The sequence below is a fragment of the Zhouia amylolytica genome (assembly GCF_900116365.1).
Classification (GTDB): domain Bacteria; phylum Bacteroidota; class Bacteroidia; order Flavobacteriales; family Flavobacteriaceae; genus Zhouia; species Zhouia amylolytica.
In genome coordinates this window covers 106318-132183 of sequence record NZ_FPAG01000009.1, presented here as the reverse complement: position 1 = coordinate 132183, position 25866 = coordinate 106318, and the positions used below count along the sequence as shown (strand labels likewise).

Here is a 25866-nt window from a genome sequence, read left to right as displayed (position 1 = left end):
AAACCACTAATTACTAATCATCACCCATGGACCATTTTAAAGGTACATTTGCGTTTGCGGGTGAAACTCTTATATATCCTTGCATTTCTTGATGTAAAGCAGAGCAAAAGTCGGTACAGTAAAACGGGTATACTCCTTCCTGCTTTGGTTCCCAGTAAAGGGTTTCAGTTTGTCCTGGCATAACCAGAAGTTCTGCATTTTGGGCACCCATTATGGAGAAGCCATGAGGTACATCCCAGTCTTGTTCAAGATTAGTTAAATGAACATATACCTTATCGCCAACTTTGATACCTTCAATATTATCCGGGTTCAGGTGACTTCGAATTGCAGTCATGTATATACGTACGACATTGCCTTCGCGAACCACCTTAACATCACTCTCACTCTTGGTCGCATGAGGGTGTGCGTTCTCATCGATAGGGTAGTATTTTTTAGATTTGTTCATTACTTTGCTCGCTGAAATTCCTTGGGCGTAATGAGGCTCACCTATGGTAGGGAAATCGAGTAATAGCTCCATCTTGTCGCCTGAAATGTCATAGAGTTGAGCTGAGTGATTAAGTTCGGGTCCCGTAGGTAGATACCTGTCCTTGGTTATTTTGTTTAGGGCTACGAGGTACTTTCCTTCCGGCTTTTTAGAATCACCACCAGGAATCATTAAATGTCCGACAGAATAATAGGTTGGAGCCCTGTCGGCAACTTCCCAGGAGCCAACATTCCATTTAACAACTTCTGAAGAGATGAAGAAGGTGGTATACGCGTTTCCTTTTCCATCAAATTCCGTATGAAGCGGACCTAAGCCTGCCTGTTCTACTACGCCTGCAACGATCTCATCCATTTTTAAAATTGGAATACCGTAGGCTTCGCCGTCAAAACTATTGTTTTCAATGGCTGCTAACACTTTAGAAAATGAGTGCACGGTTAAATCTGCTGAAAGTTTTCCGTTACCTACAATGTATTCGCCTGTAGGGTCAACATCCACCCCGTGTGGTGATTTAGGTGTAGGTAAGAAGTATACCAGGCCAGGGCATTCAGCCGGATCCAATACACGTACTTCTTTCTTCATCTCAGAAGTTGCAATATGTGTTTTTTCGTCATAAACATTGTGGGCATATTGAGCCGGTATTGTTTTGAACTTTCCTTGCTCAATATATTCTTCGGCCTTCTTCCAGTTGATGGCCGCAATATAATCTTTGTCGTTTTGGGAAGCACCCACCTCCATAAGTGTGTTACTCTCCTCCGTATTATAGGTGGTGAAAAAAGTCCAACCATGTGATTTTCCTTTCCCGGAATGCGCTAAATCGTAGTTGAAACCGGGCATCAATACCTGAAAAGCAACCTCCATATGACCCGTTTCTTCTTCTACGTCAATAAAGGTTAATGCGCCTTTGAAATTACCTTTATATTCTTTTATGGACATATCTTTTTGAGGGTAGGGAACTGCGAAACGTGTCCCTGCTACTACGTATTCCGTGTTTTCGGTAGTGAATGGAGAGCTGTGGTTTCCTCCACTGTTCGGTATTTCTATGATCTCAGCAGTTTCAAAAGTAGTGAGGTCGATTCTTGCAATACGGGGAGTGTTGTTACCGTTAATGAAAACCCAGCGTCCGTCGGTCTCACCAGCAGTTTGCGATAGTTCAGGGTGGTGAGCATCATCCCATGGAATAAATCCAAAAGAGGTGTTCAGCATCGGTTTGGTTTCTTCGTTATAACCGTACCCTTTTTCAGCATCTTGAGAGAATACCGGAATAACCTTTAATAGTCGCCCGGATGGAATGCCATATACAGACATTTGTCCGCTAAATCCTCCCGATACAAAAGCATAAAATTCGTCGTATTCACCAGGGGCAACATAAACCTTTGAGGCTACATCGGAGGCCAACGCACTATTGCTTGGTGCCTGCGTGTTCTGTTTGCATCCTGTGAACATGGTAATCCCAATGCTCAGGCAAAGAATGGTTTTTATTGATTTTTTCATGAGCTTATTATTTAATGGTTCTGAAATATTCTAAAACGGCTCTTGCTTGTTCTTCGGTGAGGTTCTGATTAGCCATAGGTGAACCATTGAACTCCACAAGAAGATCTTTGGCTAAGGGGTCCTCCTTTACCATTTGCTCAGGATTTAAGATCATGTTCATGATCCATTCAGGAGATCTTCTGTCTAATATTGCTTTAGGAGCAGGTCCGATGAATTTTTTGTCCGGTTTATGGCAGGCCATACAGTATTGTTTATATAGGGCTTCCCCTGTAGATGCCATTTCAGTATTTATTTGTTCAGAAATGGTTACTGATTTTACAGGTCCGATACCTTTATTGTCTAAATCAACGCGTTGTGATGCCGGTGTTTTTGATTCTTTTTTAGCAGTTGCCTGAGGTGCAGCCTTCTTTTCGGTTTTTTGCTCGTATGAAAAACCCTCTTTTTCCTTCTTGCTTTCACCTCCGCAACTCGTTATTAAGAAAATGAGTGCCAGAAGTGAGATTTTAATGATGTGTTTCATTGCTGAATTGGTTTAAAATAATTTTAGTCAAATGTAAGAGGGCTTTTGGAGGCAAATAATGATAAATGTCATATTTCGGATAAACATATCCTTTTTATGATTTCATGTTTTTTCAGAATTAGTGTTAATTAGTAAAAAGAACATTTGTTGGAACAGAGTTCAGAAGTGAATGTTTTAACAATTTCAGAAAAGAATTTTTATCTATGCAACAATCGAATAAATTTATCTTAATTAATCATAAAACATATATGCATTAATTGAGAATATTGTACTTTTGTACAAATTTTTGTCAAAAAGAGACAGTTAGATTATAACATGGATAAATATTCCTTTTTAAATGCGGCGCACACCGCTTTTTTTGCGGATTTATATGACCAATATTTAATTAACCCTGATAGTGTTGAGCCTAGTTGGCGAGCCTTCTTTCAAGGGTTCGATTTTGGACTGGAAAACGCAGAGCCTGCTAGTAGTTTTTCCGAAGGAGAAATGGTGACGGTTGAAGTGCCTGCCACAGGAGAAAAAATGGAGGTGCCACAACGCCTTCATAAAGAATTTCAAGTAGTACGATTAATAGATGCATACAGGAGTCGAGGCCACCTCTTTACCAAGACCAATCCGGTTAGGGATAGAAGAAAATATTACCCGACACTTGATATAGAAAACTTTGGGCTGCTGAAAGAAGACTTGGATACGGTTTTCAATGCAGGTGAAATTATTGGAATCGGACCAGCTTCACTAAGAGAAGTTGTAAAACATCTGGAGTCTATATATTGTGATGCCATCGGGGTGGAATACATGTATGTTAGAAACCCGGAAAGAAATCAATGGATTCAGAATTGGCTGAATAAAAATGATAATCATGCTTCTTTTGCCCCGGACACGAAAAAGCATATCCTAAGAAAGCTTAATGAAGCGTTGTCTTTTGAAGGCTTTTTGAATACCAAGTACGTAGGTCAAAAAAGATTTTCTGTCGAAGGAAATGAGTCGTTAATTCCTGCGCTTGATAATATTGTGGAAAGAGCAGCCGATGCCGGAGTGGAGCAGTTCGTCTTGGGGATGGCTCATAGAGGCCGATTGAATGTTTTAGCAAATATTTTTGAAAAACCTGCGAATGATATCTTTAGCGAATTTGATGGCAAAGATTATGAACAGGATATTTTTGATGGAGACGTAAAGTATCATTTAGGGTGGACAAGTGACCGATACACCAAGAATGGTAAGAATATAAAAATGAATATTGTACCGAACCCTTCTCACCTCGAAACGGTAGGAGCTTTGGTGCAGGGGATCACAAGAGCAAAGCAAGATAAGTATTACCAAAATGATACTTCAAAAGTCCTGCCTATTGTAATTCATGGTGATGCCGCTATTGCCGGACAAGGTTTGGCTTATGAAATTGTACAAATGGCTTTGCTTGACGGATACAAAACCGGGGGTACGATTCATATTGTAGTAAATAATCAAATTGGTTTTACAACCAACTATATCGATGGGCGTTCTTCGACCTATTGTACCGATGTGGCAAAAGTTACTTTGTCACCTGTATTACATGTTAATGCCGATGATGCCGAGGCGGTAGTTCACGCCGTTATGTTTGCCCTTGATTTCAGAATGCAATTTGGTAGAGATGTATTTATCGATTTGCTGGGGTATAGGAAATATGGACATAATGAAGGTGATGAGCCAAGATTTACCCAGCCTAAACTGTACAAGGCGATTTCTAAACATAAAAGTGCGAGAGATATATATGCCGAAAAGCTTAAAGCCGAGGGGATTATTGACGACAGTTATGTAAAAAAACTGGAGGCAGAGTACAAGGCATCTCTTGAACAACAATTCGAAGATTCTCGTAAGGAAGAAAAAACAATTATTAAACCATTTATGCAAGATGAATGGGAAGGTTTTTCGTTAGTTCGAGAAGATGAAATGATAAAAGAGGTTGATACAACCTTTACAAAAGAAAAGCTAACAGAAATAGCTGAGACCATTACCAACCTTCCGGAGGATAAAAAATTCCTGAGGAAAATTGTAAGACTTATCGGGGAGCGAAACAAAATGTTCTTTGAGACTGATAAGCTAGACTGGGCAATGGGAGAATTATTGGCCTATGGAAGTTTACTTCAGGAAGGATTTGATGTTCGTATAAGCGGCCAGGATGTTGAAAGAGGTACCTTCTCTCATCGACATGCAGTGGTAAAAGTTGAAGAATCTGAAGAAGAGGTTGTGTTATTGAACAATCTTGGAGATAATCAGAATGGTGATTTTTATATATATAACTCTTTGCTTTCTGAGTATGGGGTTGTAGGATTTGATTATGGGTATGCAATGGCAAGCCCTGATACCTTAACCATTTGGGAAGCACAATTCGGTGATTTTAGCAATGGTGCTCAAATCATGATCGATCAGTATATTTCTGCTGCAGAAGATAAATGGAAAACCCAAAATGGTTTTGTGATGTTGTTGCCGCATGGCTATGAGGGGCAAGGTGCTGAACACTCTTCAGCGCGCATGGAGCGTTACCTGCAACTGTGTGCTAAAGACAATATGTTCGTGGCTGATTGTACCACTCCTGCAAACTTTTTTCACTTGTTAAGAAGACAAATGAAATCCAAATACAGGAAACCTCTTATAGTGTTTACTCCTAAGAGTTTGTTGAGACACCCTAAAGCGGTTTCTTCAGTTGAGGAACTGGTTAACGGAAGTTTTCAGACTGTTATAGATGATGCTGAGGTAAATTCGAAAGATGTGAAGTCTTTGGTTTTCTGTACAGGGAAGTTTTATTATGACCTCCTCGAAGCTCGTGAACAAAAGGGTAGAAAAGATGTTGCTTTGGTAAGGTTGGAGCAATTATTTCCATTGCCTACCGAAAAAATTAAAGAAGTGATTGCTAAGTATAGCAATGCAGAAGAGGTAGTGTGGGCACAGGAAGAGCCTAGGAATATGGGTGCATGGAGCCACCTGATGTTGCATCTTGAAGAGGCAAGAAATTGGCGTGTAGCTTCAAGACGTTTTTATGCATCACCGGCAGCGGGAAGTTCAATGAGATTCAAGAGACGTCACGAAGGCGTTATTGAATACGTTTTTGATAAAGAATTAGATAATTTTATAAGAAGATAATACTCACTTTAAATACCTAAAATAAAACACAATGGTTTTAGAAATGAAAGTGCCGTCTCCGGGCGAGTCCATAACAGAAGTAGAAATAGCAGAGTGGTTGGTGAATGATGGAGATTATGTGGAAAAAGATCAGGCTATTGCCGAAGTCGATTCTGATAAAGCAACCTTAGAACTGCCGGCTGAAGCAAGTGGTATCATTACTTTAAAAGCGGAAGAAGGTGATGCTGTTCAAGTTGGAGAAGTTGTTTGTCTTATTGATACATCAGCTGAAAAACCTGCTGGTGATGAGAGTGCAACAGCTCCTAAAGAAGAAGCTAAGGAAGAAGTGAAGGCTGAAGCGCCAAAGGCCGATACGCCTAAAAAAGAAACCTATGCTACAGGAACAGCTAGTCCTGCAGCGAAGAAAATATTAGCCGAAAAAGACCTGAATCCTGCTCAGGTTAAAGGTAGTGGTAAAGATGGTCGAATCACTAAAGAGGATGCCATTAAAGCCAAACCATCTATGGGAACACCTGGTGGAGGAGCTCGAGGAGAATCTCGTAAAAAACTTTCGATGCTACGTAGAAAAGTAGCCGAAAGACTAGTTTCTGCTAAGAACGAAACAGCCATGCTTACCACTTTTAATGAGGTGGATATGAGTGCTATTTTTGCCTTGAGAAGTGAGTATAAAGAAGACTTCAAAGCAAAACATGGTGTTGGATTAGGGTTTATGAGCTTTTTTACAAAAGCAGTAGTGCGTGCATTACAGTTATATCCTGACGTGAACTCAATGATCGATGGCGATTACAAGGTGAGTTATGATTTTTGTGACATATCAGTAGCGGTTTCCGGGCCTAAAGGTTTAATGGTGCCCGTTATGAGAAATGCTGAAAACCTTAGTTTTAGAGGTGTTGAATCTGAAATAAAGAGGTTGGCTATCAGAGCACGTGATGGTAAAATTACTGTAGATGAAATGACAGGAGGTACCTTTACGATCTCTAATGGAGGAGTGTTTGGAAGTATGTTGTCTACACCAATCATTAATCCTCCTCAAAGTGGGATCTTAGGAATGCATAACATAGTGGAGCGTCCGATAGTAAAAGACGGTCAGATCGCAATCGCTCCGGTGATGTATCTGGCGCTGTCATATGATCATAGAATCATTGACGGACGTGAGTCTGTAGGTTTCTTGGTAGCTGTAAAAGAAGCGATCGAGAACCCGGTAGAGCTTCTAATGGATAATGACCCTAAAAAGGCATTGGAGTTATAAGTAGATTTCAATTATGATTTAATAAAAAAAGCCCGGAGACTTCCGGGCTTTTTTATTCCAAAACAAATTTTTAAAGTGAAATAATGAGAAGTAAGTTTAAAAGAAATGTGATAATCGTCAAGGCGATAATTAATATAGCTAAAACTGAATCGTCGGTGTTTAATTTCAATTTCTGAGTATTTGATTTCATTGCGTTCTAGTTTATTGATTAATAGCACTTCAAAGGTGCTGATTACTAAGACAGTAATCAACGGGGATTTTCCCCTTTTTAATAGGGCTTAATATGAGGAGGGAAAAATTAGGGTCCTATTATCACCAGGATATTTAAAATCCTGTAAAGGTTCTCGAACTCTGAATTCTTTAAAACAGAGGTAAAATGAAAATAAAACTTTTGTTATTGTTAAAGGTTAAACAAGAATGATGTATATAACTGATAAGAAGTCACAACGTGACAATGCAAGATGCATTTTGGGGAGGCATAAGAAGATTTGATGATCGGTTACTTATTCTTTCTTAAATATAGTGATTTTTTTTGATAATCAATAATTGCTTTTCCCCTTTTTAAAACATCAGCTCCAATGATTCCATGAACCGGTAAAGCGTCGTGTTGAGTTAATGCAGAATTAACATGAGTCAGGTCAAAAAGCACAATTTTCAGCTTCTTTAACTTCCAGTCCCCGATCTCTAATTTGTTCTTTTTGGATATTTGAGTTACCATATTTATGGCGCCTGCGCCCGCGGCTTTTATTTCAGATTCCTCGGTAAAAAGATCGAAGTGATCGACGCAGTCAAAACCAATGCATGTGCTTGAAGCTCCAGTGTCAAGAATAAACCTGCCTTCAATTGAATTAACAGTAGCAACCACCTCAAAATGGTTTGTCTTCGTTAATACAAGGGGTATTTTATGATAACCTTTCTCGGTTAAAAACTTTTTAAGGCTTTGCATAGGTTCTAATTTTCAGCAAATATAGCCGAAAGAATCTTTAAAGTTTTGTTGCTATTAATAATCTATTACTTTTGCGCCATGATTTTAACAGATACCCATACGCATTTATATAGTGAAGCGTTTGATGATGACAGAGATGAAATGATAAATCGCGCTATCGACCAAGGTGTAGAGCGATTTTTTATTCCGGCCATTGATTCGGCCTATACAGAACGAATGTTAAACCTCGAAGCTGATTATCCGGAACATGTGTTTTTGATGATGGGTTTGCATCCAACCCATGTAAAAGAGAATTATAAGGAGGAGATCAGGCACGTTGAGGAAATGTTAGAAAAACATACGTTTTATGCCGTAGGAGAAATTGGTGTGGATCTTTATTGGGATAAATCATTTTTAAAAGAACAACAAGAGGCCTTCGGAAGACAGATTGAACTAGCCAAAAAGCATAAATTACCAATTGTAATTCATTGTCGTGATGCCTTTGACGAAGTTTTTGAAGTTTTGGAAGCACATAAAGATGATAACCTGTATGGAATTTTTCATTGTTTTACAGGTACTTTAGAGCAAGCACACAAGGCCATATCCTATAATATGAAACTCGGGATAGGAGGCGTGGTTACTTTTAAAAATGGTAAAATTGACAGGTTCTTAAATCAAATTGATTTAAAACATATTGTTTTAGAAACTGATGCCCCATATTTAGCGCCAACGCCTTACAGAGGAAAGCGTAATGAAAGTGCCTATGTAATGAATGTTGCAGAGAAGCTTGTAGATGTTTATGGCTTATCACTCGAAGAGATCGTTGAACAAACGACCTTGAATTCAAAAGAAGTTTTTGGTGTTTAATTTATTAACTCATCAAAATTTTGTTCATTTGCTTAACTAAAATCTAATCATTGACGAAATTCGACCACATACGTCCGTATAAAGATAGTGAGGTGAATACTGCTTTAGAGCAAATTCATTCACATCCTATGATAAAAGCATTGCTTCATTTTGCATTTCCTGATAAAGATGCTGATGAAATTCAACAGGAAGTTTTGAACTGTCACTCCATAAGAGATTTTCAAACAAAGGTGATTTATTATGCAGTTAAAAATGTCATAGGGCGGAGTTCTGATGGTTTTTCAACCAGTGGTTTTGATAAATTAGATGCGGATACGCCATATTTGTTTATCTCTAATCACAGAGATATTATTCTGGATACATCTTTATTGAATGTAGCCCTCTATGAGCATGAGCAAATAATGACTGCTTCAGCCATCGGGGATAACCTGGTTCAAAAGCCCTTTTTGATGGCTTTGTCCAAGTTGAATAGAAACTTTCTTATTCGACGCGGTTTAACACCTAGAGAGATGTTACAAAGTTCCAGGTTGGTTTCAGAATATATTAAGGAGTTGGTCACAAATGAAAAAAGAAGCGTTTGGATCGCTCAGCGAGAAGGTAGAACCAAAGATGGTAATGACCTTACGCATCAGGGAGTATTAAAAATGATAGGTCTGGCTGCCGGAAAAGGGAATGTGATGGAATATTTTAAGAATTTGAAAATTGTTCCGGTTTCAATATCATACGAATATGATCCAACAGATATGCTGAAGATGCCGGAGTTGATGGCCAAGCATTATGATAAAGAGTATGTGAAGTCAAATAATGAAGATTTTAACTCTATATTAAAAGGAGCTACGGGTCAAAAGAAACACATTCATATTTCAGTGGGAGATGTATTAAGTGATGAATTAGATGATATAGCAAATAGCGGAGAGACACTGAATAAACAATATCAGATGCTGGCTGATGTTATTGATGAACAGATTCATAAGAATTATAAGTTGTGGCCATCCAATTATATGGCCTATGATTTGCTTAATAATACGGATCGCTTTAGTGCTGAATATTCTGACAAGCAAAAGCGTCAGTTTGATAGAAGAATAGCACGGAGGGTGGAAAAGGATAATACAGTTGCACTTCAGAACTTTTTAGCAATGTATGCTAACCCCGTAAAAAATAAGTTGAGTCTGGATTAAATTCGCCAGACTGCTTTTAACAATTAAATCTAAAAAGTATATTCATTTAATTCAGATTTAAAATGAATAAGAAGCCCAATATTTTACTGGTTTATACAGGAGGTACTATCGGGATGATCAAAGACTATAAAACCGGGGCTTTAAGAGCTTTCGATTTTGATAAGCTTTTGAAACGCATCCCGGAGCTGTCCCATTTAAATTGTGATATCTCGACCATATCTTTTGAAGAACCTATGGATTCCTCCAATATGAATCCTGATTCATGGGTAAGGATTTTAGAAATTATAGAAGATAATTATACCGTTTTTGATGGTTTTGTGGTTTTGCATGGAAGTGATACCATGAGTTACACTGCTTCGGCCTTAAGCTTTATGCTTGAAAACCTTTCGAAACCTGTAATTTTTACAGGATCACAATTGCCTATTGGAGATCTGAGGACCGACGCAAAAGAAAACCTCATTACATCAATAGAAATTGCTTCATTGATGGAAAATAACCAACCGGTAATAAAGGAGGTGTGTTTGTATTTTGAATATAAATTATATCGAGCCAATCGTACCACAAAAATTAATGCAGAGCATTTTCAAGCTTTTGCATCATTGAATTATCCGGCTTTAGCAGAAAGTGGTGTGCATTTGAAAGTACATAAAGAATATTTATTGAAACCCACTAATAAAGAATTGGTGGTTCGAAAAGATCTCGATGCCAGGATAGCTGTTATAAAGTTATTTCCCGGTATTAATGAACACAGCTTTGAATGTATTATTGATAACGATTATATTAAGGCTGTAATTATTGAGACGTATGGGGCTGGGAATGCTCCGACGGAAGAATGGTTTTATAAAGTGTTACAAAAGGCAGTTGATGCCGGGAAGTTTATTGTAAATGTAACGCAGTGCTCAGGAGGAAGTGTGAATATGGGGCAATACGAGACAAGTGTGCACCTCCAGGAGTTGGGCATAATCAGCGGAAAAGATATAACAACTGAGGCAGCGATTGCCAAACTGATGTACCTTTTGGGCGCTGGAATTAACAAAAAAACATTCAAAACAGTATTTGAAACATCTTTAAGGGGAGAAATGAGTTAAAAAACCAGATTTAATTTCTTGGTCTAAAAAAAAATTTGTTATTTAGGCACCCTAAAAAGTTACGGATACAGAGAGGTGGCCGAGTGGTCGAAGGCGCACGCCTGGAAAGTGTGTATACGGCAAAACCGTATCGAGGGTTCGAATCCCTTCCTCTCTGCTGTAGTTTAATTATTTAATTATAATTTTTTTATCTTTAACCCTATTAACTAACAAAATTAAGTTTAAAAGAAAATGAAAAGATTATTCTCTATTCTAGCTATAGCTGGATTATTGGCTCTAAACGCAACAAACGCCAATGCAAAGGCTCTTGAGCCTACGGTAGCTGAAAACATTTCAGAAATTGTTGCTATTGATGATGCTGCGGCTCTTGTACAAGATGAAGCCCCTGCTGAAGAATCAAAAACATTCCACCAGGTTTTAAAAGAAAAATTTATCCAGGGTGGTGCAGGATTTATGGGAGTAGTATTACTCTGTTTAATTTTAGGTCTTGCAGTAGCAATCGAAAGAATTATATTCTTGAACATGGCTACAACAAACACAAAAAAGCTTACTCAGCAAGTAGAAGATGCACTTTCTTCAGGAGGTGTTGAAGCTGCAAAAGAGGTATGTAGAAACACAAGAGGTCCTGTAGCTTCAATATTCTATCAAGGTTTAGATAGATCAGCTGAAGGAGTAGAGATGGCAGAAAAATCTGTTGTTGCTTACGGAGGTGTTCAAATGGGTCTTTTAGAAAAGAACGTTTCTTGGTTGTCTTTATTTATCGCAATTGCTCCAATGCTTGGTTTCATGGGAACAGTTATTGGTATGATTCAGGCATTCGAAAAAATTGCTGCTGTTGGTAACCTTGATGCATCGTTAATTGCAGGTGATATTCAGGTAGCATTATTAACAACAGTATTCGGTCTTATCGTTGCAATTATCCTTCAAATATTCTATAACTATATTATCGCTAAAATCGATACTTTAGTTAACGATATGGAAGATTCGTCTATTACTTTGATAGACATGCTTGCAGCACATAAAAAATAATTTTTAAAGACTCTATTTATGTATAAAATAGCAAAAATACTTGCAATAATACTAGGAGTAGTTGGAGTAGTGCTATGGGTTACAATTGCCCGTACCGATGATCCAGGTAGCTCTAGTACGATTGATATAATGATTAACTTAGGAAAGTATATGACCATTCTGGCTGCTATTGTAGCATTGTTATTTACAGTTGGTAATTTAGTTACTCACCCGAGTAAGCTAAAGAAGGCGTTAATATCTATTGGAGTTTTTGCCTTGATCGTTGTAATTAGCTATGCTGTTTCTAGTGGTACAGATGTAGATTTAACCAAAATGGCTGAAAGAGGTATAGAGACTTCAGAAAGCGCCTCCAAAACTGTTGGTGCTGGTTTGATAGCCTTTTATATTTTGGGAGGTTTAGCGGTTCTTTCTATGGTCTTTTCCGGATTTAAAAAAGTTAGATAATTATGGCAAAAAGAGCAATACCGGAAGTTAACGCGGGCTCTATGGCAGATATTGCTTTCTTGCTACTTATCTTTTTCCTGGTAACAACTACCATTGAGACAGATAGTGGTATCAACAGAAAGTTACCGCCAGCGGAGGATCAGGTTGACCCACCGATTATTAAACAGAAGAACATCTTTCAGGTAGTTGTGAATAAAAATGGACAATTACTTGTAGAAGAACAGCCAATGGAATTGAAGGACTTACGCGAGGCCGCAATGAAGTTCTTGGACAATGGTGGAGGAACTGGGACTGATGCTTGTTCATACTGTAAAGGTGCCAAAGATCCAGAATCATCTGATAACCCTACTAAGGCGATCATTTCATTACAGAATGACCGTGAAACAAAGTACGGGACTTATATTGCAGTACAAAATGAATTGGTAGCTGCCTATAATGATCTGCGTAACCGTTACACATTAGCTAAGTATCCTAATGCAAATATGAACTATGTTCAAATGCAAGAGGAGTATGATGACCCTCAAACCGAGGAAAATGTAAAAGATAGGCTTAAAAAGATGCTAGATGATATTAAGGAGGCTTATCCTCAGAAATTATCAGAAGCTGAGCCTAACAAAACAAATTAAAAACTGAGGTATTATGGCTAAATTCACAAAGAAAAAGAAAGGCGAATTGCCTCCGGTTTCCACGGCTTCATTGCCAGATATCGTATTCATGTTGTTGTTCTTCTTTATGACAGTAACTACAATGAAGGATAGCGAGCTTAAGGTAATTAACGAATTGCCTTATGCAGATCAGGTGCAGAAGCTTGATAAAAAAGACCGGATCATTTACATCTATGCCGGTAAGCCTCATGAAAGATACCGTGCAACCTATGGTAGTGCTGCTAAAGTGCAGTTAAATGACCAGTTGAGAGATGTAAAGGATGTAGGTGCATATATCTTGGAAGAAAGAGCAGGTAGACGTCCTGAAATTCAGAACGTTCTTACTACGGCTCTAAAAGTTGACAAGGAAACCAATATGGGACTTATATCTGATATAAAGCAACAACTTAGAGATGTTAATGCTTTAAAGATTAACTATACAACCCGTGTTGGAGAGGCTTCACAGAACTAAATTGAATTTCTTTTTAACTTAATAAAAGCGCTTCTAGTAATAGAAGCGCTTTTATTATTTTTAATAATAATGTTTTAGTTATACTTTTATATTCGCTTAAAGTATCGCACATGAGATGTCCTGTAATTTTGTTTTTTATTTTATTTAATGTGGTGTCTTCCCATGCTCAGGAACTCGATTCCCTGCTCAATAGAGCACCCGATACCAAGTATTTAGAAGATCAGTTTTACATAGGGATAGGGTACAATGCTTTGTTAAATAAACCGGAAGGGATTAAGCAAAGTAGTTTGTCGTACGGCTTGCACTTTGGTTTTATTAAAGATATTCCCTTAAATCAAAAAAGAAATATCGCCCTTGGAGTGGGGTTGGGTTATGCAGTAAATTCATTCTACGAAAATTTAAAGGCTTATAAAGAGAATGGTGTGGTCCTGTATGATCGAATACCCGATTCTGTAGATTTTAAACGGAACAAAATTGAATCTCACTCCATCGATTTTCCGTTAGAGCTGAGATTCCGTACCTCCGACACTCAAACACATAGTTTTTGGCGCGTTCATACAGGTTTAAAAATTAGATATGCGTTTGCGAACCGATCGCGGTATATAGCTAAAGAATCACGTGTATCTTTTGACAACCCTGATGTGAATAAGCTTCAATATGGAGCCTACTTAAGTGTAGGATATAATACCTGGAATGTATATGTGCAATATCAGTTGAATGATTTGTTAGATAATGCTATAACTTCGGAAGGCGAACCCATAGCCATGAATGTACTCCATTTGGGTTTGATCTTCTATATATTATAACCAGGAGTTAAAGGTTATCAGTTGAGGGATAAAGCCGATAATAAAACCCACGATCATTTCCTGCATATTATGTGTTCTCAGGTACATCCGCGCAGAAGCAATTAATCCCATTAAAAAAATTAGAGTAGCTATGGCGAAAGTGATGTTTATTTCATAATGAAACGCTAGACCGATTATAAAGGTCGTTAAGCTGCTAATGGCCATTAAGTGAAGGCTAGCCTTGAATTTAAAATAAACCAGGATTACACAGGCTACTAAAGCCCCTACGATACCAACCAGGAAGTAATAAAGCTCTTCGTAGAGATTAAAAGGTATAACCTTTAAAATAATGATATAGTTTAAGGCTATATAAGCGTAAATAGGAATTTTTCGTTCTTCTACCTTGTCCAGATATATAGAACTTATCCACCCAAGATTTTTAAATAGTAGGAGCAGTACAATTGGAATAAAAACGGAGATAATCAGAATGGACAGGAATATAGGCCGAATAATTTCCGGCGGTGTATATTTAGGAGTTATAATAAAAAAGATAATGGTCCCGGCTATAGGAGTGAATAATGGATGAAATATAAAGCTTAATACTTTGGCTATTTTTTGCATTAAATCTCTTTTCTTAAGCGGGCTACAGGGATGTTTAATTGTTCTCTGTATTTCGCTACGGTTCTTCGGGCTATAGGGAATCCTTTTTCTTTTAAAATCCCTGCCAGGCCTTCGTCTGTAATAGGTTTTCTTTTATTTTCTTCCTCTATTACAGTCTCTAATATCTTTTTAATTTGTCGTGTAGATACATCTTCTCCCTCTTCATTTTTTACCGATTCGGAAAAAAGATCCTTAATTAAAATCGTACCGTAAGGAGTGTCTACATATTTACTATTTGCCACACGTGATACTGTAGAGACATCCATGTCTATTTGATCAGCAATGTCTTTTAATATCATTGGTTTTAATTTACGCTCATCTCCGGTTAAAAAATATTCCTCCTGAATATGCATGATGGCATTCATAGTCACCAGTAGCGTTTCTTGTCTTTGTTTAATAGCGTCGATAAACCATTTTGCGGCATCGAGTTTTTGTTTAATAAATTGCACAGCATCCTTGCTGGATTTCGTTTTATCCTTCGCCTCTTTATATCCTTTCAGCATGTTGTTATATTCTCTGGAAACATGCAATTGAGGTGCGTTTCTGCCATTAAGCGTAAGTTCCAAACCACCATCGATAATTCTGATGGTGAAATCCGGGGTAATGTGTTCAATTATTTTATTGTTGCCTGAATATGCCCCTCCTGGTTTAGGGTTAAGCCTTTCAATCTCATGAATGGCCACTTTGAGTTCTTCTTCAGTTATATTGTGCTTTTGAATCAGCTTTTTATAGTGCTTCTTGGTGAATTTGTCAAAAGAATTTTCCAGGATATCAATGGCGAGTTCTACCTTCGCATTTTTATCCTTTCTTTTTAATTGAATAAGAAGACATTCCTGTAAATTTTGAGCACCAACACCTGCAGGATCTATCTCCTGAACAATCTTTAAAATTCTCTCGACCTCTTTTTCTTCGGTAAAAATACTTTGGGTAAATGCAAGGTCATCTACAATATCAGGTATAGACCTTCTTATATAGCCACTATCATCAATACTGCCAATTAAGAATTCGGCAATAGCCATGTCTTCTTCGCCCAACGAAATAGTGTGCAGCTGATTGATTAAATATTGATGAAATGTAGTGCCGGCAGCATATGGTACTTTTTTTTCATCATCGTCAGAACTATAGTTATTAGCCTGAAGACGATATTCAGGAATTTCATCATCACTTAAATACTCATCAATATCGATCTCGTCTTTAGTATTGTCCTGATCATAATCATCCTCGTACTGATCTTCGTAGTTGTCATCTAAATCATCGTATTCAGAAGTTTCTTCACGACCACTCTCCAAGGCAGGGTTCTCTTCCAATTCTTGTTTCAATCGCTGTTCAAATGCTTGCGTAGGCAATTGTATCAGCTTCATTAATTGAATTTGTTGAGGCGATAGTTTTTGCGATAATTTAAATTGTAGTTGCTGCTTTAGCATAAAAAATAGTACGTTTACTTAAACAAAAATAATGAATATAGAGGGAATTCGCTCTTAAATTAACTATAAAGACGATCTCTATTTTATTACTTTTTACAATTATGGTGCCAAACTTCTTAAACGCCTTGTAGCAAAGGCTTTGAAGCCTTCAATTAAAAAAGGCCTGCTTAAACTAGCAGGCCTTTTTTATATAATTTGATCAGATGTTAAAATTCTGCACTCTGAGGAGTTCTCGGGAAAGGAATTACATCTCTAATATTAGTCATTCCAGTTGTGAAAAGCACAAGCCTCTCAAACCCTAATCCAAAACCACTATGTACGGCAGATCCATATTTTCTAAGATCTAAATACCACCACAGTTCCTTTTCGTCTATTCCAAGGTAAGCAACTTTTTGTTTTAGAACATCCAAACGTTCTTCACGTTGTGATCCACCTACAATTTCTCCAATGCCAGGGAATAAGATGTCCATTGCTCTTACCGTTTTTTCATCCTCGTTAAGACGCATATAGAAAGCTTTAATCTTAGCAGGGTAATCAAACAGAATCACAGGGCACTTGAAGTGTTTCTCTACTAAGAAACGCTCGTGTTCACTCTGAAGATCAGCTCCCCATTCTTCGATTAAGTATTGGAATTTTTTCTTTTTATTAGGTTTTGAATTCTTTAAAATATCAATAGCCTCAGTGTAGCTAACACGTTTAAAGTTGTTCTCTAAAACAAAACGGATCTTTTCCGTTAACTTCATCTCACTGCGCTCTTTTTGTGGCTTTGATTTTTCTTCATCCAATAATCTTTGCTCCAGAAATTCGAGATCATTCGGACAGTTGTCCAAAACATACTGAAGTACAAATTTGATGAAATCCTCAGCTAAATCCATGTTGCCGTCAAGATCCATGAAGGCTACCTCTGGTTCCACCATCCAGAATTCCGCAAGGTGACGTGATGTGTTCGAGTTTTCTGCCCGGAACGTTGGACCGAATGTATAAACTTTACCTAAAGCCATTGCATATGCTTCAGCCTCTAACTGACCGGAAACCGTTAAGTTAGTTTCTTTTCCAAAGAAATCTTCCTTGTAATCTACCTGACCATCTTCAGTTAAGGGTGGATTTTTAGCATCCAAAGTAGATACCCTAAACATTTCTCCGGCTCCTTCAGCATCCGAACCTGTTATAATAGGAGTATGAACGTAGTTGAATCCATTTTGTTGAAAATACTGATGAATAGCAAACGATAAAGCATTGCGTACACGCATTACAGCGCTAAAGGTATTGGTACGAACACGTAAATGAGCATTTTCCCTTAGAAACTCCATAGAATGTTTCTTCGGTTGAATTGGATATGTTTCAGGATCGGAAGCACCTAAGATTTCAAGTTCATTCACTTGTACTTCAACAGTCTGACCCCTACCCATACTTTCAACGAGGGTCCCCTTTAACTCTAAGGCTGCTCCTGTGCTGATCTTTTTTAAATCTTCTTCGTCTAAATTCTCAAAGTCAACAACACATTGTATGTTTTTAATAGTTGAGCCATCGTTCAAAGCAATAAAGCGATTGCTTCTAAATGTTCTAACCCATCCTTTAACAATGACCTCTTGTAGGATTTTGTCTCCTTCTAATAGTTCTTTAACGCTATACGCCTTCATATTGATTTTCAAATTGAAATTCGGTGAGCAAAGATAAAAGTTTTCAGACTACTTATTAAATGATGTTTACTTTAATTTCTTCGTATAAAGGGGAAAAACACCCTTATCTAAAATTCAAAGTAGTCATATCTTTGAATTGCTATTAATCAATTATTTGCTTGGTGCCTTTTTAAAGGTATTAGGAATCGAGGTTTGGGGGAACCTTAAAAAGTCTGTTCGGGATTTATTCCGGCAGACTTTGTTTTTTATAGGCGGTTCTTCCCTTTAGTCTTTCCCTCGGTTAATACATCAAAGGCAGGTTTTTTAAGTACCTTTTTATTTGCAATACTGCGTTCTAAGGATAGTAAAAGAGCTGGTAATAATACCAGGTTCGAAAGCATGGCAAAAAGTAAGGTCATAGAAACCAATCCACCTAAGGCTTTAGTACCTCCAAAACTACTGATCATAAACACAGAGAAACCGAAAAATAACACTATTGAGGTGTAGAACATACTTACCCCCGTTTCCCTTAGCGCATTATAAACAGATTTTTGAATCTTCCAGTTATTAGCAGCCAATTCTTGTCTGTACTTCGCCAGGAAGTGAATAGTGTCATCAACCGAAATACCAAAGGCAATACTGAATACTAAAATGGTAGAAGGTTTAATAGGAACCCCAAGATATCCCATAGTTCCCGCAGTTATCAATAATGGCAATAAGTTAGGGATTAAGGAAATTAAAATCATCCTGAAAGATCGAAACATATAAGCCATAAAAATCGAAATTAATAAAATGGCTAGTAGTAAAGAAATAATTAGGTTTTTCACCAAATATTTAGTCCCTTTCATAAAAACCAATGCCTTTCCGGTAATGGTTACATCATAGCGCTCTGCCGGTAATTCTTTATCGATCTTCTTCCAAAGATCCTCTTCGATGCCTTCCATTTTGTCCGTTCCAATATCCTTCATGAAGGTAGTGATACGGGCAACCTGACCCGTTGAATCAACAAAATTGCTCAATACATCAGATTCTCCTGATGAATTTCTCGCATATTGAAGTATAAAAGTATTCTCCTGACTGGTAGGGAGTTGATAATAATTAGGATTCCCGTTGTAATAAGCTTGCTTAAAGTATTTCACTAAATTGGTAACTGAAATAGGCTTAGAAAGTTCAGGAATCTCATCAATTAACTCTTCAAGACGTTCCATCCTTTTTAAGGTGGATAGTTTCATAACGCCATTCGGACGTTTAGTGTCGACCATTATTTCCACAGGCATGATGCCGTCGAATTCTTTTTCAAAAAAACGAATATCGTCAAAAAATGCCGCATCTTTTGGCATGTCTTCAATCAAACTACCGGAAATTCTGATCTGGTAGATACCAATAATACTCGCTGTAAGCAAACCAACAGCTACAGCATAGACTGCAATCCTGTGGTTTCTTACACTGTTTTCCATCCATCCTACAAATTTGCCGATCCATCTTTTATTTAGATGTTTGAGGTGCTTCGTTTTAGGAAGTCTCATAAAGCTGTAAATAATAGGGATGATCAACAACGATAAAATAAATATCGCCATGATGTTGATAGAGGCAACCAATCCAAATTCTTTCAGAATTTTACTTTCGGTTACTATAAAGGTGGCAAAACCAGCAGCAGTCGTTGCATTGGTCATTAAAGTAGCATTACCTACTTTCGAGATAACCCGCTGAAGCGATTTAGCTTGATTCCCGTGCTTCTTTACCTCTTGTTGGTATTTGTTGATGAGGAATATACAATTAGGAATTCCAATTACAATAATTAATGGTGGAATTAAAGCCGTTAAAACAGTAATTTCATAATGAAGTAAACCAAGAATACCAAAGGCCCACATCACGCCAATCAACACAACGACCATCGATATGAAAGTAGCCCTGAAAGACCGAAAAAAGAAAAAGAATATAAGGGAGGTAACCCCCAAAGCCGCTAATATAAACAGCCCGATTTCATCAATGATGTGTTGAGAATTGAGCGTTCTGATATAAGGCATTCCCGAGCTGTGGACTTTTAGCCCGGTCTCTTTTTCAAATTCCTGAATTAAAGGAATAAAATCGTCGAAAATAAAATCTTTTCGAACGGAAGTGTTTACAATCTCCTTGTCTAAATAGATCGCCGTTCTAAGCGTTTGTGTTTCTGGATTTAATAGTAAGCTTTCATAAAAAGGAAGCTTCGTGAATAATTCCTTTTTAATGGTGTCTACTTCCGACTGTTTTTCTAGTTTTCCTTTAATCAGAGGTACTAATTCAAACGCTTGTTTGTCGGTGTTTTTAACAAGTTCCTGTAGGTTGTCCGTTGATATAACCAAAGATATCTCTGGTTTAGCCTGGAGCTGTTTGCTCAACCTGTTCCAATGATTAAAGTTTTCAGGAGTAAAAAGCGTGGAGTCTTTGATGGCAATAACTATCAGATTCCCTTCTTCTCCAAATGTGTCGAGAAACTTATTGTATTCCAGGTTAACAGGATGATCATCAGGAAGAAGGTTAGCTTCGGTATAGGTGAATCGCATGTGCTTCCACTGCATGCCTAAAAAGACCGTGATACCCGCAATTATAGCTAGTATCAAAATGCGATTTCTCAAAATAATTCTTGCAACACGTGCCCAGAAATTAGTGTTGATCCAGGTGACCATCTATGATTTTTCTTTGAATGAATTAATAATAGTAGCTTAGTTTCTTTTCAACAAACTTGTAAAATTCAGAGCAACATTACTTTAAACTACTTGTTTCTTTTAAATTTTAGTGGGGCAAAGGTAGAAAATGCAAATGAAGCTGCCTAGAATCCGAAGCTGAAATAATAGGTGAACTTAAGTGATACATTATCTTCAAACCTTGGAAGGTGATAGGCACCGTGTCTATACATGAAACTTAATCCAAAACCTTTTAGGATTCTGTTTATTTCAAAGCCCGATTCCATATACCCCCTGTTTAAGGAGTTAAATGCTATCGACTGATGGTTCTCACTGTCCTTAATATCACCAATAGCAAATCGAGAGGCTATACCAAATTCAGGACGTAACTTTCCGATGATTTTAGTTCTCTTGAAATAATGTTTAGCCTGTAATGAGAAATATTTGTCTGAAAAGAATTCATTAAAAAACATAGTTTCAAAACTGTCGCCACCTCCCACAGAGAACCGCTGAAGAACAGTTGTGCCATCTGGTTGGTTTGGGGCCGTTTGGTATAAATGTGTTAGCGGAATATCTCCTAACCCCAGGCCGGCATTTATCAGGAAATTAGTTCTTCCTTTATCTAAAGGAGTTAACTTATAGGTTGCCTTGAAGTCTAATTTGCTAAAAGTAAAGTACCCGTCCAGAAGTCCTTTAACTGCCTGAGTGTATTGCAATGAAAATTGCGGAAATGAATTTTTGATCGTCTTTTTACCCTCAGAGGTTAACATATATCGACTGTAGGGAGTCCATTGAATTCCGAAAGTTGCGGTTGTAATTTTATACGTTTCAAAGGCCATTCCCTCATTGAGGTAACTATAGTTGTATTTAGGGATGATATCCGCCTTTTGCAGCCTGATCTTTGAGCTGATGCGGGGATTGAAGTCATACGTTAAATGAGTGGCTATCCGTTTACTGTTTTGAAACATGGAAATATTAAACAACCTCGGTTCAAATATAGCAAATGCTCTGGTGTCGGTGATAAATGAAGTACTACCGGTCTCTACCAGGTCATCGATATAATCGAAACCTAACCACATAGAGGTGTTTTTGTGTAGCCTTACAGCCCCTCCAAGTCCGTATTTGAAATCCTGGTCTTTGGTGCCAAAAGCACCGTAGGTATTAAACCGTAATATGTTAGAGAATTTATTATTGGTGGTAAGTCCTGCCCCAAGCCTGAAGCCTTCGTAATTATTATATTTTATAACCGACTTGGTGTCCAGATCAAAAGGGCCAAGTGGAAAATACCCAACAAGTAATTTGCGGATTAATTTTATTTTGCGTTCTGCTTTTTTGGCTTTTGTAATACTGTCGGCATACGGATATGCATTCCTTTCTTTAATAGTTATAGGCTCAGTGCGATTGGTGGTCCAAAACGCTTCAGTTTGGTTGGTGGCCTTTTCGTCGACTTCAATTCGGAATTTCGTGTCGTTTTTTGCGACAGGAGTGTTTAAAGAGATGTCATAATTTTGATCCTCTATGCTAATTTTTATCACCTCAGAAGCATCAAAGTAGTTGGTGTGTTTGGTCTTTGTGGTGTCGATCTCTTTCTCCGATTGCTCGGTTAGTTGCAAAACGCCACCAAATAAATTCACCGTATTCTTACTACTTCCCTTAGCGATCTGAACCTCTTTTCGATCCGGAAACCAGACTTTTTCTTCTGGGTCATACCTGAATTCCTGAGAAGCCGTAATGTTAATGATACCTTTTAGCTCAATGATGCCTTTTTGGATAGCATAGGTGTTTATATCAATATATAACAAGCCTTCAGGAGTTGCAGACTTTCTGCTTTTTTTAGCATAGAAATGTATCAGGTATGCAGGGTTTTTATTGGTGGTGATGGTGTCTAAGATCCGGTAACTGTATTTTTTTAAAGCCTTCTCAGAAAGCGGACTTGTGTAATCCGTCCCAAATAGAGTGTACTTGTTGTGGTAAAAAGAGAATGACTGAATCTTAAGTCCCAAAACTTCATATACCGGCTTTTCAAACCCGGAGACTTTGCTGCCTAAAATGGTTTCGTGTCTGCCGTCTTCCTGGTTGAATGTTATAGACGACACCTTTTCCGTGATAAAAAGATGAGAGGTGTTTAATTGTCTTTTTAATTTATATCCGGTAGAATCAATAGTTCTGTATTTAAGGCCTTTTCTTTTTTTGATGAATACAGAATCAATTTGTCCATCAATGTCTGAAGGGTCTGCTGTGGCAATAACTTTATTGTAGTTCTTAAGTGAAAAAGATTCAAGGGAACGTTCAGGGTCATTCTTTGACTTGCTGGCGATCGCTTTTTGGATAATTTCATTCCCATCATGAGTAGATTGTCTAAAAGCTTCTTTAAAGCCTTTATCCTCTTTTATCAGCAGGATTTCATGGAATTCCTGTTTACCGTCAACCACGATTGTTTTAGGGTTATAACCAGGATAATTAACCAGGAGCTTGGCAGTGTCTTGGGGCACTTCAATTTGAAAGGTGCCATTTGAATTCGATACTGTATGCACTCCATACGGGGTCCGGATGGAAGCGTATGAGAGTCCCTGATTAGCATTGGCGTCTTTAATTACCCCATTGATAATCACCTGCCCAATGCCAAAGGAGCAATGCAAAAAGAGAATGACAAAGAAGACTTTTTTCATCGATACAATCCGGTTCCTTTTTTGAATGCGTAATGTTACAAAAAATAAAAGCGACTATAGAAGTCGCTTTTATAAAAAAAATATAAAGTAGCTATTTTATACTGTCATGATCTCTTTTTCCTTGGCTTCCATAATTTCTTCTACCTTTTGAGTGTAGGTATCTGTAAGACTTTGTACGTCTATTTCGGCGTTGCCTTTCAAATCTTCAGAAGCATCCAGTTTTTTGATGTCTTTATTAGCATCCTGACGTGCGTTTCTAATAGAAACACGTGCATCTTCAGCCTCCGATTTAGTTTGCTTTACAAGCTCTTTACGACGTTCTTCCGTTAAAGGAGGAACATTGATAATAACCATGTCTCCATTATTCATTGGATTAAAGCCTAAGTTAGCAACAATAATTGCTTTTTCTATAGGTTGTAGCATGTTTTTCTCCCATGGTTGAATAGATATTGTACGACCGTCTGGAGTGTTTACGTTAGCTACTTGATTTAATGGAGTCATTGTTCCATAATAATCAACCATAACACTACTTACCATCGCTGGACTAGCTTTACCGGCACGAATATTTGCCAACTCTTTTTTGAGATGCTCTATTGAACCCTCCATAGATTCTTTAGCAGCGTCAAGGATAAAATCTATCTCTTCGTTCATAACAGATTGTTTTTATATAGTAAGCTTTTTGTAATCTTATAAATTTACTTTAGTCCCGATATTGTCTCCGGAAACTACTTTTAACAGGTTGCCCGGCGTATTCATATCAAAGACAATTATAGGTAATTCGTTTTCCTGGCTTAATGTAAACGCTGTGGTGTCCATCACTTTGAGCCCTTTCTTCAGTACATCGTCAAAAGTAATGTTGTCAAACTTTGTAGCGTTTTCATCCTTTTCAGGATCTGCAGTGTAAATTCCGTCTACTCGTGTTCCTTTCAATATGACATCAGCACCGATCTCTATAGCTCTCAATACTGCAGCTGAATCTGTTGTAAAATACGGATTTCCCGTTCCACCTCCAAAAATTACAACACGCCCTTTCTCAAGGTGTCTTATTGCGCGTCTTCTAATGAATGGTTCCGCGACCTCGTTTATTTGAACAGCCGATTGAAGACGGGTCTGTATGCCCTCATCCTCTAGTGCGCTTTGAAGTGCCAGGCCATTGATGACCGTAGCCAACATTCCCATGTGATCTCCTTGCACGCGGTCCATGCCATTACTTGCTCCAGCAACACCTCTAAAGATATTTCCTCCACCAATCACTACAGCAACCTCAATGCCTTTATCGGTAACTTGTTTAATTTCTGAAGCGTAATTGGCTAATCTTTTCGGATCGATACCGTACTGGCGATCCCCCATTAAAGCTTCTCCACTTAATTTAAGAAGAATTCTTTTGTATTTCATGTTTTTAGTTGCGTTCTGAAGTTTCAAATTAAATCGTAGCAAAAGTAATGAAAATAATTTTTTGCTCATGAAGTGAGAACTAAAATGCTTCCAACTATGCGTTAAAATATGTTCTTGTTTTTTTTGGTGTGGTGTGGCGGTTCGTTTTTGAATTGTATTTATAGCTTTTTTATGCTATTAATTGCATTAAAAGGGTATAAAAAAACCGCTCCAGTTATAGAGCGGTTTTTAAATATTGTGAGATTAGATTAACCTAAAGCAACACGTTCGAAAGCTGTAACAGTTAAATCTCCGTTTACAGACTTAACATAACCAGCAACGCTTTGTTTAGAATCTTTAATGAAATCTTGGTTTATTAAAGTGTTGTCTTTAAAGAAACGCTTCAATTTACCTTCAGCAATTTTATCTAACATTGCTTCAGGCTTACCTTCTTGACGTAATTGATCTTTAGCGATTTCAATTTCTTTGTCAATAGTTTCCTGGTCAACACCTTCTTCATTAAGTGCAACCGGGTTCATAGCAGCAGCTTGCATAGCTACATTCTTTGCAGCTTCTTCAGCACCGTCAACATTAGCAGAAAGACCTACTATAGTAGCAATCTTGTTACCAGCGTGGATGTATGAACCAACAAAAGGAGCGCTTAATTTTTTGAAAGCACCAATTTCGATTTTCTCTCCAATTACACCAGTTTGTTCAGTAAGCTTGTCAGCTACAGTTAGACCGTTGTAATCAGCAGCTAATAATGCCTCTAAGTTGTCAAAACCAAGAGCTAATTCTGCTAGATCGTTTGCTAAAGTAACAAAGCTATCGTTCTTAGCAACGAAATCAGTTTCACAGTTAAGAGAAACAACAACACCTGATGTTTTGTCGTCATTCACCTTAGCGATAACAGCACCTTCAGTTGAAGCTCTGTCAGCTCTTTTAGCAGCAACTTTTTGACCTTTCTTACGAAGGATTTCAATAGCCTTGTCAAAATCGCCTTCTGCCTCTACTAATGCTTTTTTGCAGTCCATCATACCTGCACCAGTAGCTTTTCTTAATTTATTTACTTCTGCGGCTGTGATATTTGCCATCTTTACTTTCCTTTTAATTATTATTGAAGCCGATTTGTTTACTCGAAAATACGAGATCAGAGTAAACAAA

The 25866-nt window shown here is 37.7% G+C and carries 21 protein-coding genes and 1 tRNA gene; 11 read left to right on the top strand and 11 right to left on the bottom strand.

Annotation, left to right across the window (positions count from 1 at the left end; all coding sequences use genetic code 11):
- Positions 1-13: 13 nt before the first annotated feature.
- Both nosZ and BM361_RS15235 read right to left on the bottom strand, forming a co-directional pair.
- Positions 14-1927, bottom strand: a complete 1914-nt coding sequence (gene nosZ / locus BM361_RS15240) for a Sec-dependent nitrous-oxide reductase (RefSeq protein ID WP_394364648.1) — start codon at positions 1925-1927, stop codon at positions 14-16.
- 55 nt (positions 1928-1982) lie between these two features.
- On the bottom strand, positions 1983-2495 hold the full coding sequence (locus tag BM361_RS15235; RefSeq protein ID WP_074979936.1) for a c-type cytochrome: 513 nt from the start codon (positions 2493-2495) through the stop codon (positions 1983-1985).
- Positions 2496-2810: 315 nt separating this feature from the next.
- Here BM361_RS15235 and BM361_RS15230 point away from each other — a divergent pair, with 315 nt between their 5' ends.
- Both BM361_RS15230 and odhB read left to right on the top strand, forming a co-directional pair.
- Positions 2811-5612 carry a 2-oxoglutarate dehydrogenase E1 component gene (locus tag BM361_RS15230; RefSeq protein WP_038266910.1) on the top strand — a complete coding sequence of 934 codons (2802 nt, stop codon included), beginning with the start codon at positions 2811-2813 and terminating at the stop codon, positions 5610-5612.
- A gap of 31 nt (positions 5613-5643) precedes the next feature.
- Positions 5644-6861, top strand: coding sequence for a 2-oxoglutarate dehydrogenase complex dihydrolipoyllysine-residue succinyltransferase (gene odhB, locus BM361_RS15225; protein WP_038266908.1), 1218 nt, complete (start codon positions 5644-5646; stop codon positions 6859-6861).
- 499 nt (positions 6862-7360) lie between these two features.
- Here odhB and BM361_RS15220 read toward each other — a convergent pair whose 3' ends face one another.
- Positions 7361-7807, bottom strand: coding sequence for a retropepsin-like aspartic protease family protein (locus BM361_RS15220; protein ID WP_038266906.1), 447 nt, complete (start codon positions 7805-7807; stop codon positions 7361-7363).
- Positions 7808-7885: 78 nt separating this feature from the next.
- On the opposite strand from BM361_RS15220, the gene BM361_RS15215 reads away from it, so the two are divergent.
- The 9 genes from BM361_RS15215 to BM361_RS15175 all read left to right on the top strand — a co-directional run bounded on the left by BM361_RS15215 (position 7886) and on the right by BM361_RS15175 (position 14314).
- Complete coding sequence (locus BM361_RS15215; RefSeq protein WP_074979934.1) at positions 7886-8653, top strand: TatD family hydrolase; 768 nt, start codon at positions 7886-7888, stop codon at positions 8651-8653.
- A 50-nt stretch (positions 8654-8703) separates the two neighbouring features.
- Complete coding sequence (locus tag BM361_RS15210; protein ID WP_038266900.1) at positions 8704-9831, top strand: 1-acyl-sn-glycerol-3-phosphate acyltransferase; 1128 nt, start codon at positions 8704-8706, stop codon at positions 9829-9831.
- Positions 9832-9893: 62 nt separating this feature from the next.
- Complete coding sequence (locus BM361_RS15205) at positions 9894-10919, top strand: asparaginase (protein ID WP_074979933.1); 1026 nt, start codon at positions 9894-9896, stop codon at positions 10917-10919.
- Between the two features lie 69 nt (positions 10920-10988).
- A tRNA-Ser gene (locus BM361_RS15200) sits at positions 10989-11076 on the top strand.
- A 74-nt stretch (positions 11077-11150) separates the two neighbouring features.
- Positions 11151-11948 (top strand): MotA/TolQ/ExbB proton channel family protein, encoded by a 798-nt coding sequence (locus BM361_RS15195; protein ID WP_038266895.1) that lies wholly within the window; start codon positions 11151-11153, stop codon positions 11946-11948.
- An 18-nt stretch (positions 11949-11966) separates the two neighbouring features.
- A complete protein-coding gene (locus BM361_RS15190) occupies positions 11967-12392 on the top strand; it encodes a hypothetical protein (RefSeq protein WP_038266892.1) in 426 nt (141 codons plus the stop codon).
- 2 nt (positions 12393-12394) lie between these two features.
- Complete coding sequence (locus BM361_RS15185) at positions 12395-13018, top strand: ExbD/TolR family protein (protein WP_038266889.1); 624 nt, start codon at positions 12395-12397, stop codon at positions 13016-13018.
- A 13-nt stretch (positions 13019-13031) separates the two neighbouring features.
- On the top strand, positions 13032-13508 hold the full coding sequence (locus BM361_RS15180; RefSeq protein WP_038266888.1) for an ExbD/TolR family protein: 477 nt from the start codon (positions 13032-13034) through the stop codon (positions 13506-13508).
- Positions 13509-13618: 110 nt separating this feature from the next.
- Entirely contained in the window at positions 13619-14314 is a 696-nt protein-coding gene (locus tag BM361_RS15175) for a porin family protein (RefSeq protein WP_074979931.1), read from the top strand.
- On the opposite strand, the gene BM361_RS15170 is transcribed toward BM361_RS15175, so the two are convergent.
- The 8 genes from BM361_RS15170 to tsf form a co-directional block, all read right to left on the bottom strand.
- Positions 14309-14914, bottom strand: coding sequence for a hypothetical protein (locus BM361_RS15170; RefSeq protein WP_038266883.1), 606 nt, complete (start codon positions 14912-14914; stop codon positions 14309-14311). The two genes, BM361_RS15175 and BM361_RS15170, sit on opposite strands and share 6 nt — an antisense overlap.
- Entirely contained in the window at positions 14914-16377 is a 1464-nt protein-coding gene (gene rpoN / locus BM361_RS15165; RefSeq protein WP_038266880.1) for an RNA polymerase factor sigma-54, read from the bottom strand. Before rpoN ends, BM361_RS15170 begins: the two co-directional genes overlap by 1 nt.
- Before the next feature lie 206 nt (positions 16378-16583).
- A complete protein-coding gene (gene asnS, locus BM361_RS15160) occupies positions 16584-18017 on the bottom strand; it encodes an asparagine--tRNA ligase (RefSeq protein WP_074979930.1) in 1434 nt (477 codons plus the stop codon).
- A gap of 245 nt (positions 18018-18262) precedes the next feature.
- Complete coding sequence (locus BM361_RS15155; protein ID WP_074979928.1) at positions 18263-20662, bottom strand: efflux RND transporter permease subunit; 2400 nt, start codon at positions 20660-20662, stop codon at positions 18263-18265.
- Between the two features lie 143 nt (positions 20663-20805).
- Positions 20806-23328 (bottom strand): DUF5686 family protein, encoded by a 2523-nt coding sequence (locus BM361_RS15150; RefSeq protein ID WP_074979926.1) that lies wholly within the window; start codon positions 23326-23328, stop codon positions 20806-20808.
- Between the two features lie 96 nt (positions 23329-23424).
- Positions 23425-23979: a ribosome recycling factor gene (gene frr / locus BM361_RS15145; protein ID WP_038266868.1), complete on the bottom strand. Its 555-nt coding sequence runs from the start codon at positions 23977-23979 to the stop codon at positions 23425-23427.
- A gap of 36 nt (positions 23980-24015) precedes the next feature.
- On the bottom strand, positions 24016-24723 hold the full coding sequence (pyrH, locus tag BM361_RS15140; protein ID WP_038267913.1) for a UMP kinase: 708 nt from the start codon (positions 24721-24723) through the stop codon (positions 24016-24018).
- A 248-nt stretch (positions 24724-24971) separates the two neighbouring features.
- The gene (gene tsf, locus BM361_RS15135; RefSeq protein WP_038266865.1) at positions 24972-25796 is read right to left on the bottom strand and encodes a translation elongation factor Ts; all 825 of its coding nucleotides are present in this window, start codon (positions 25794-25796) and stop codon (positions 24972-24974) included.
- Positions 25797-25866 lie beyond the last annotated feature (70 nt).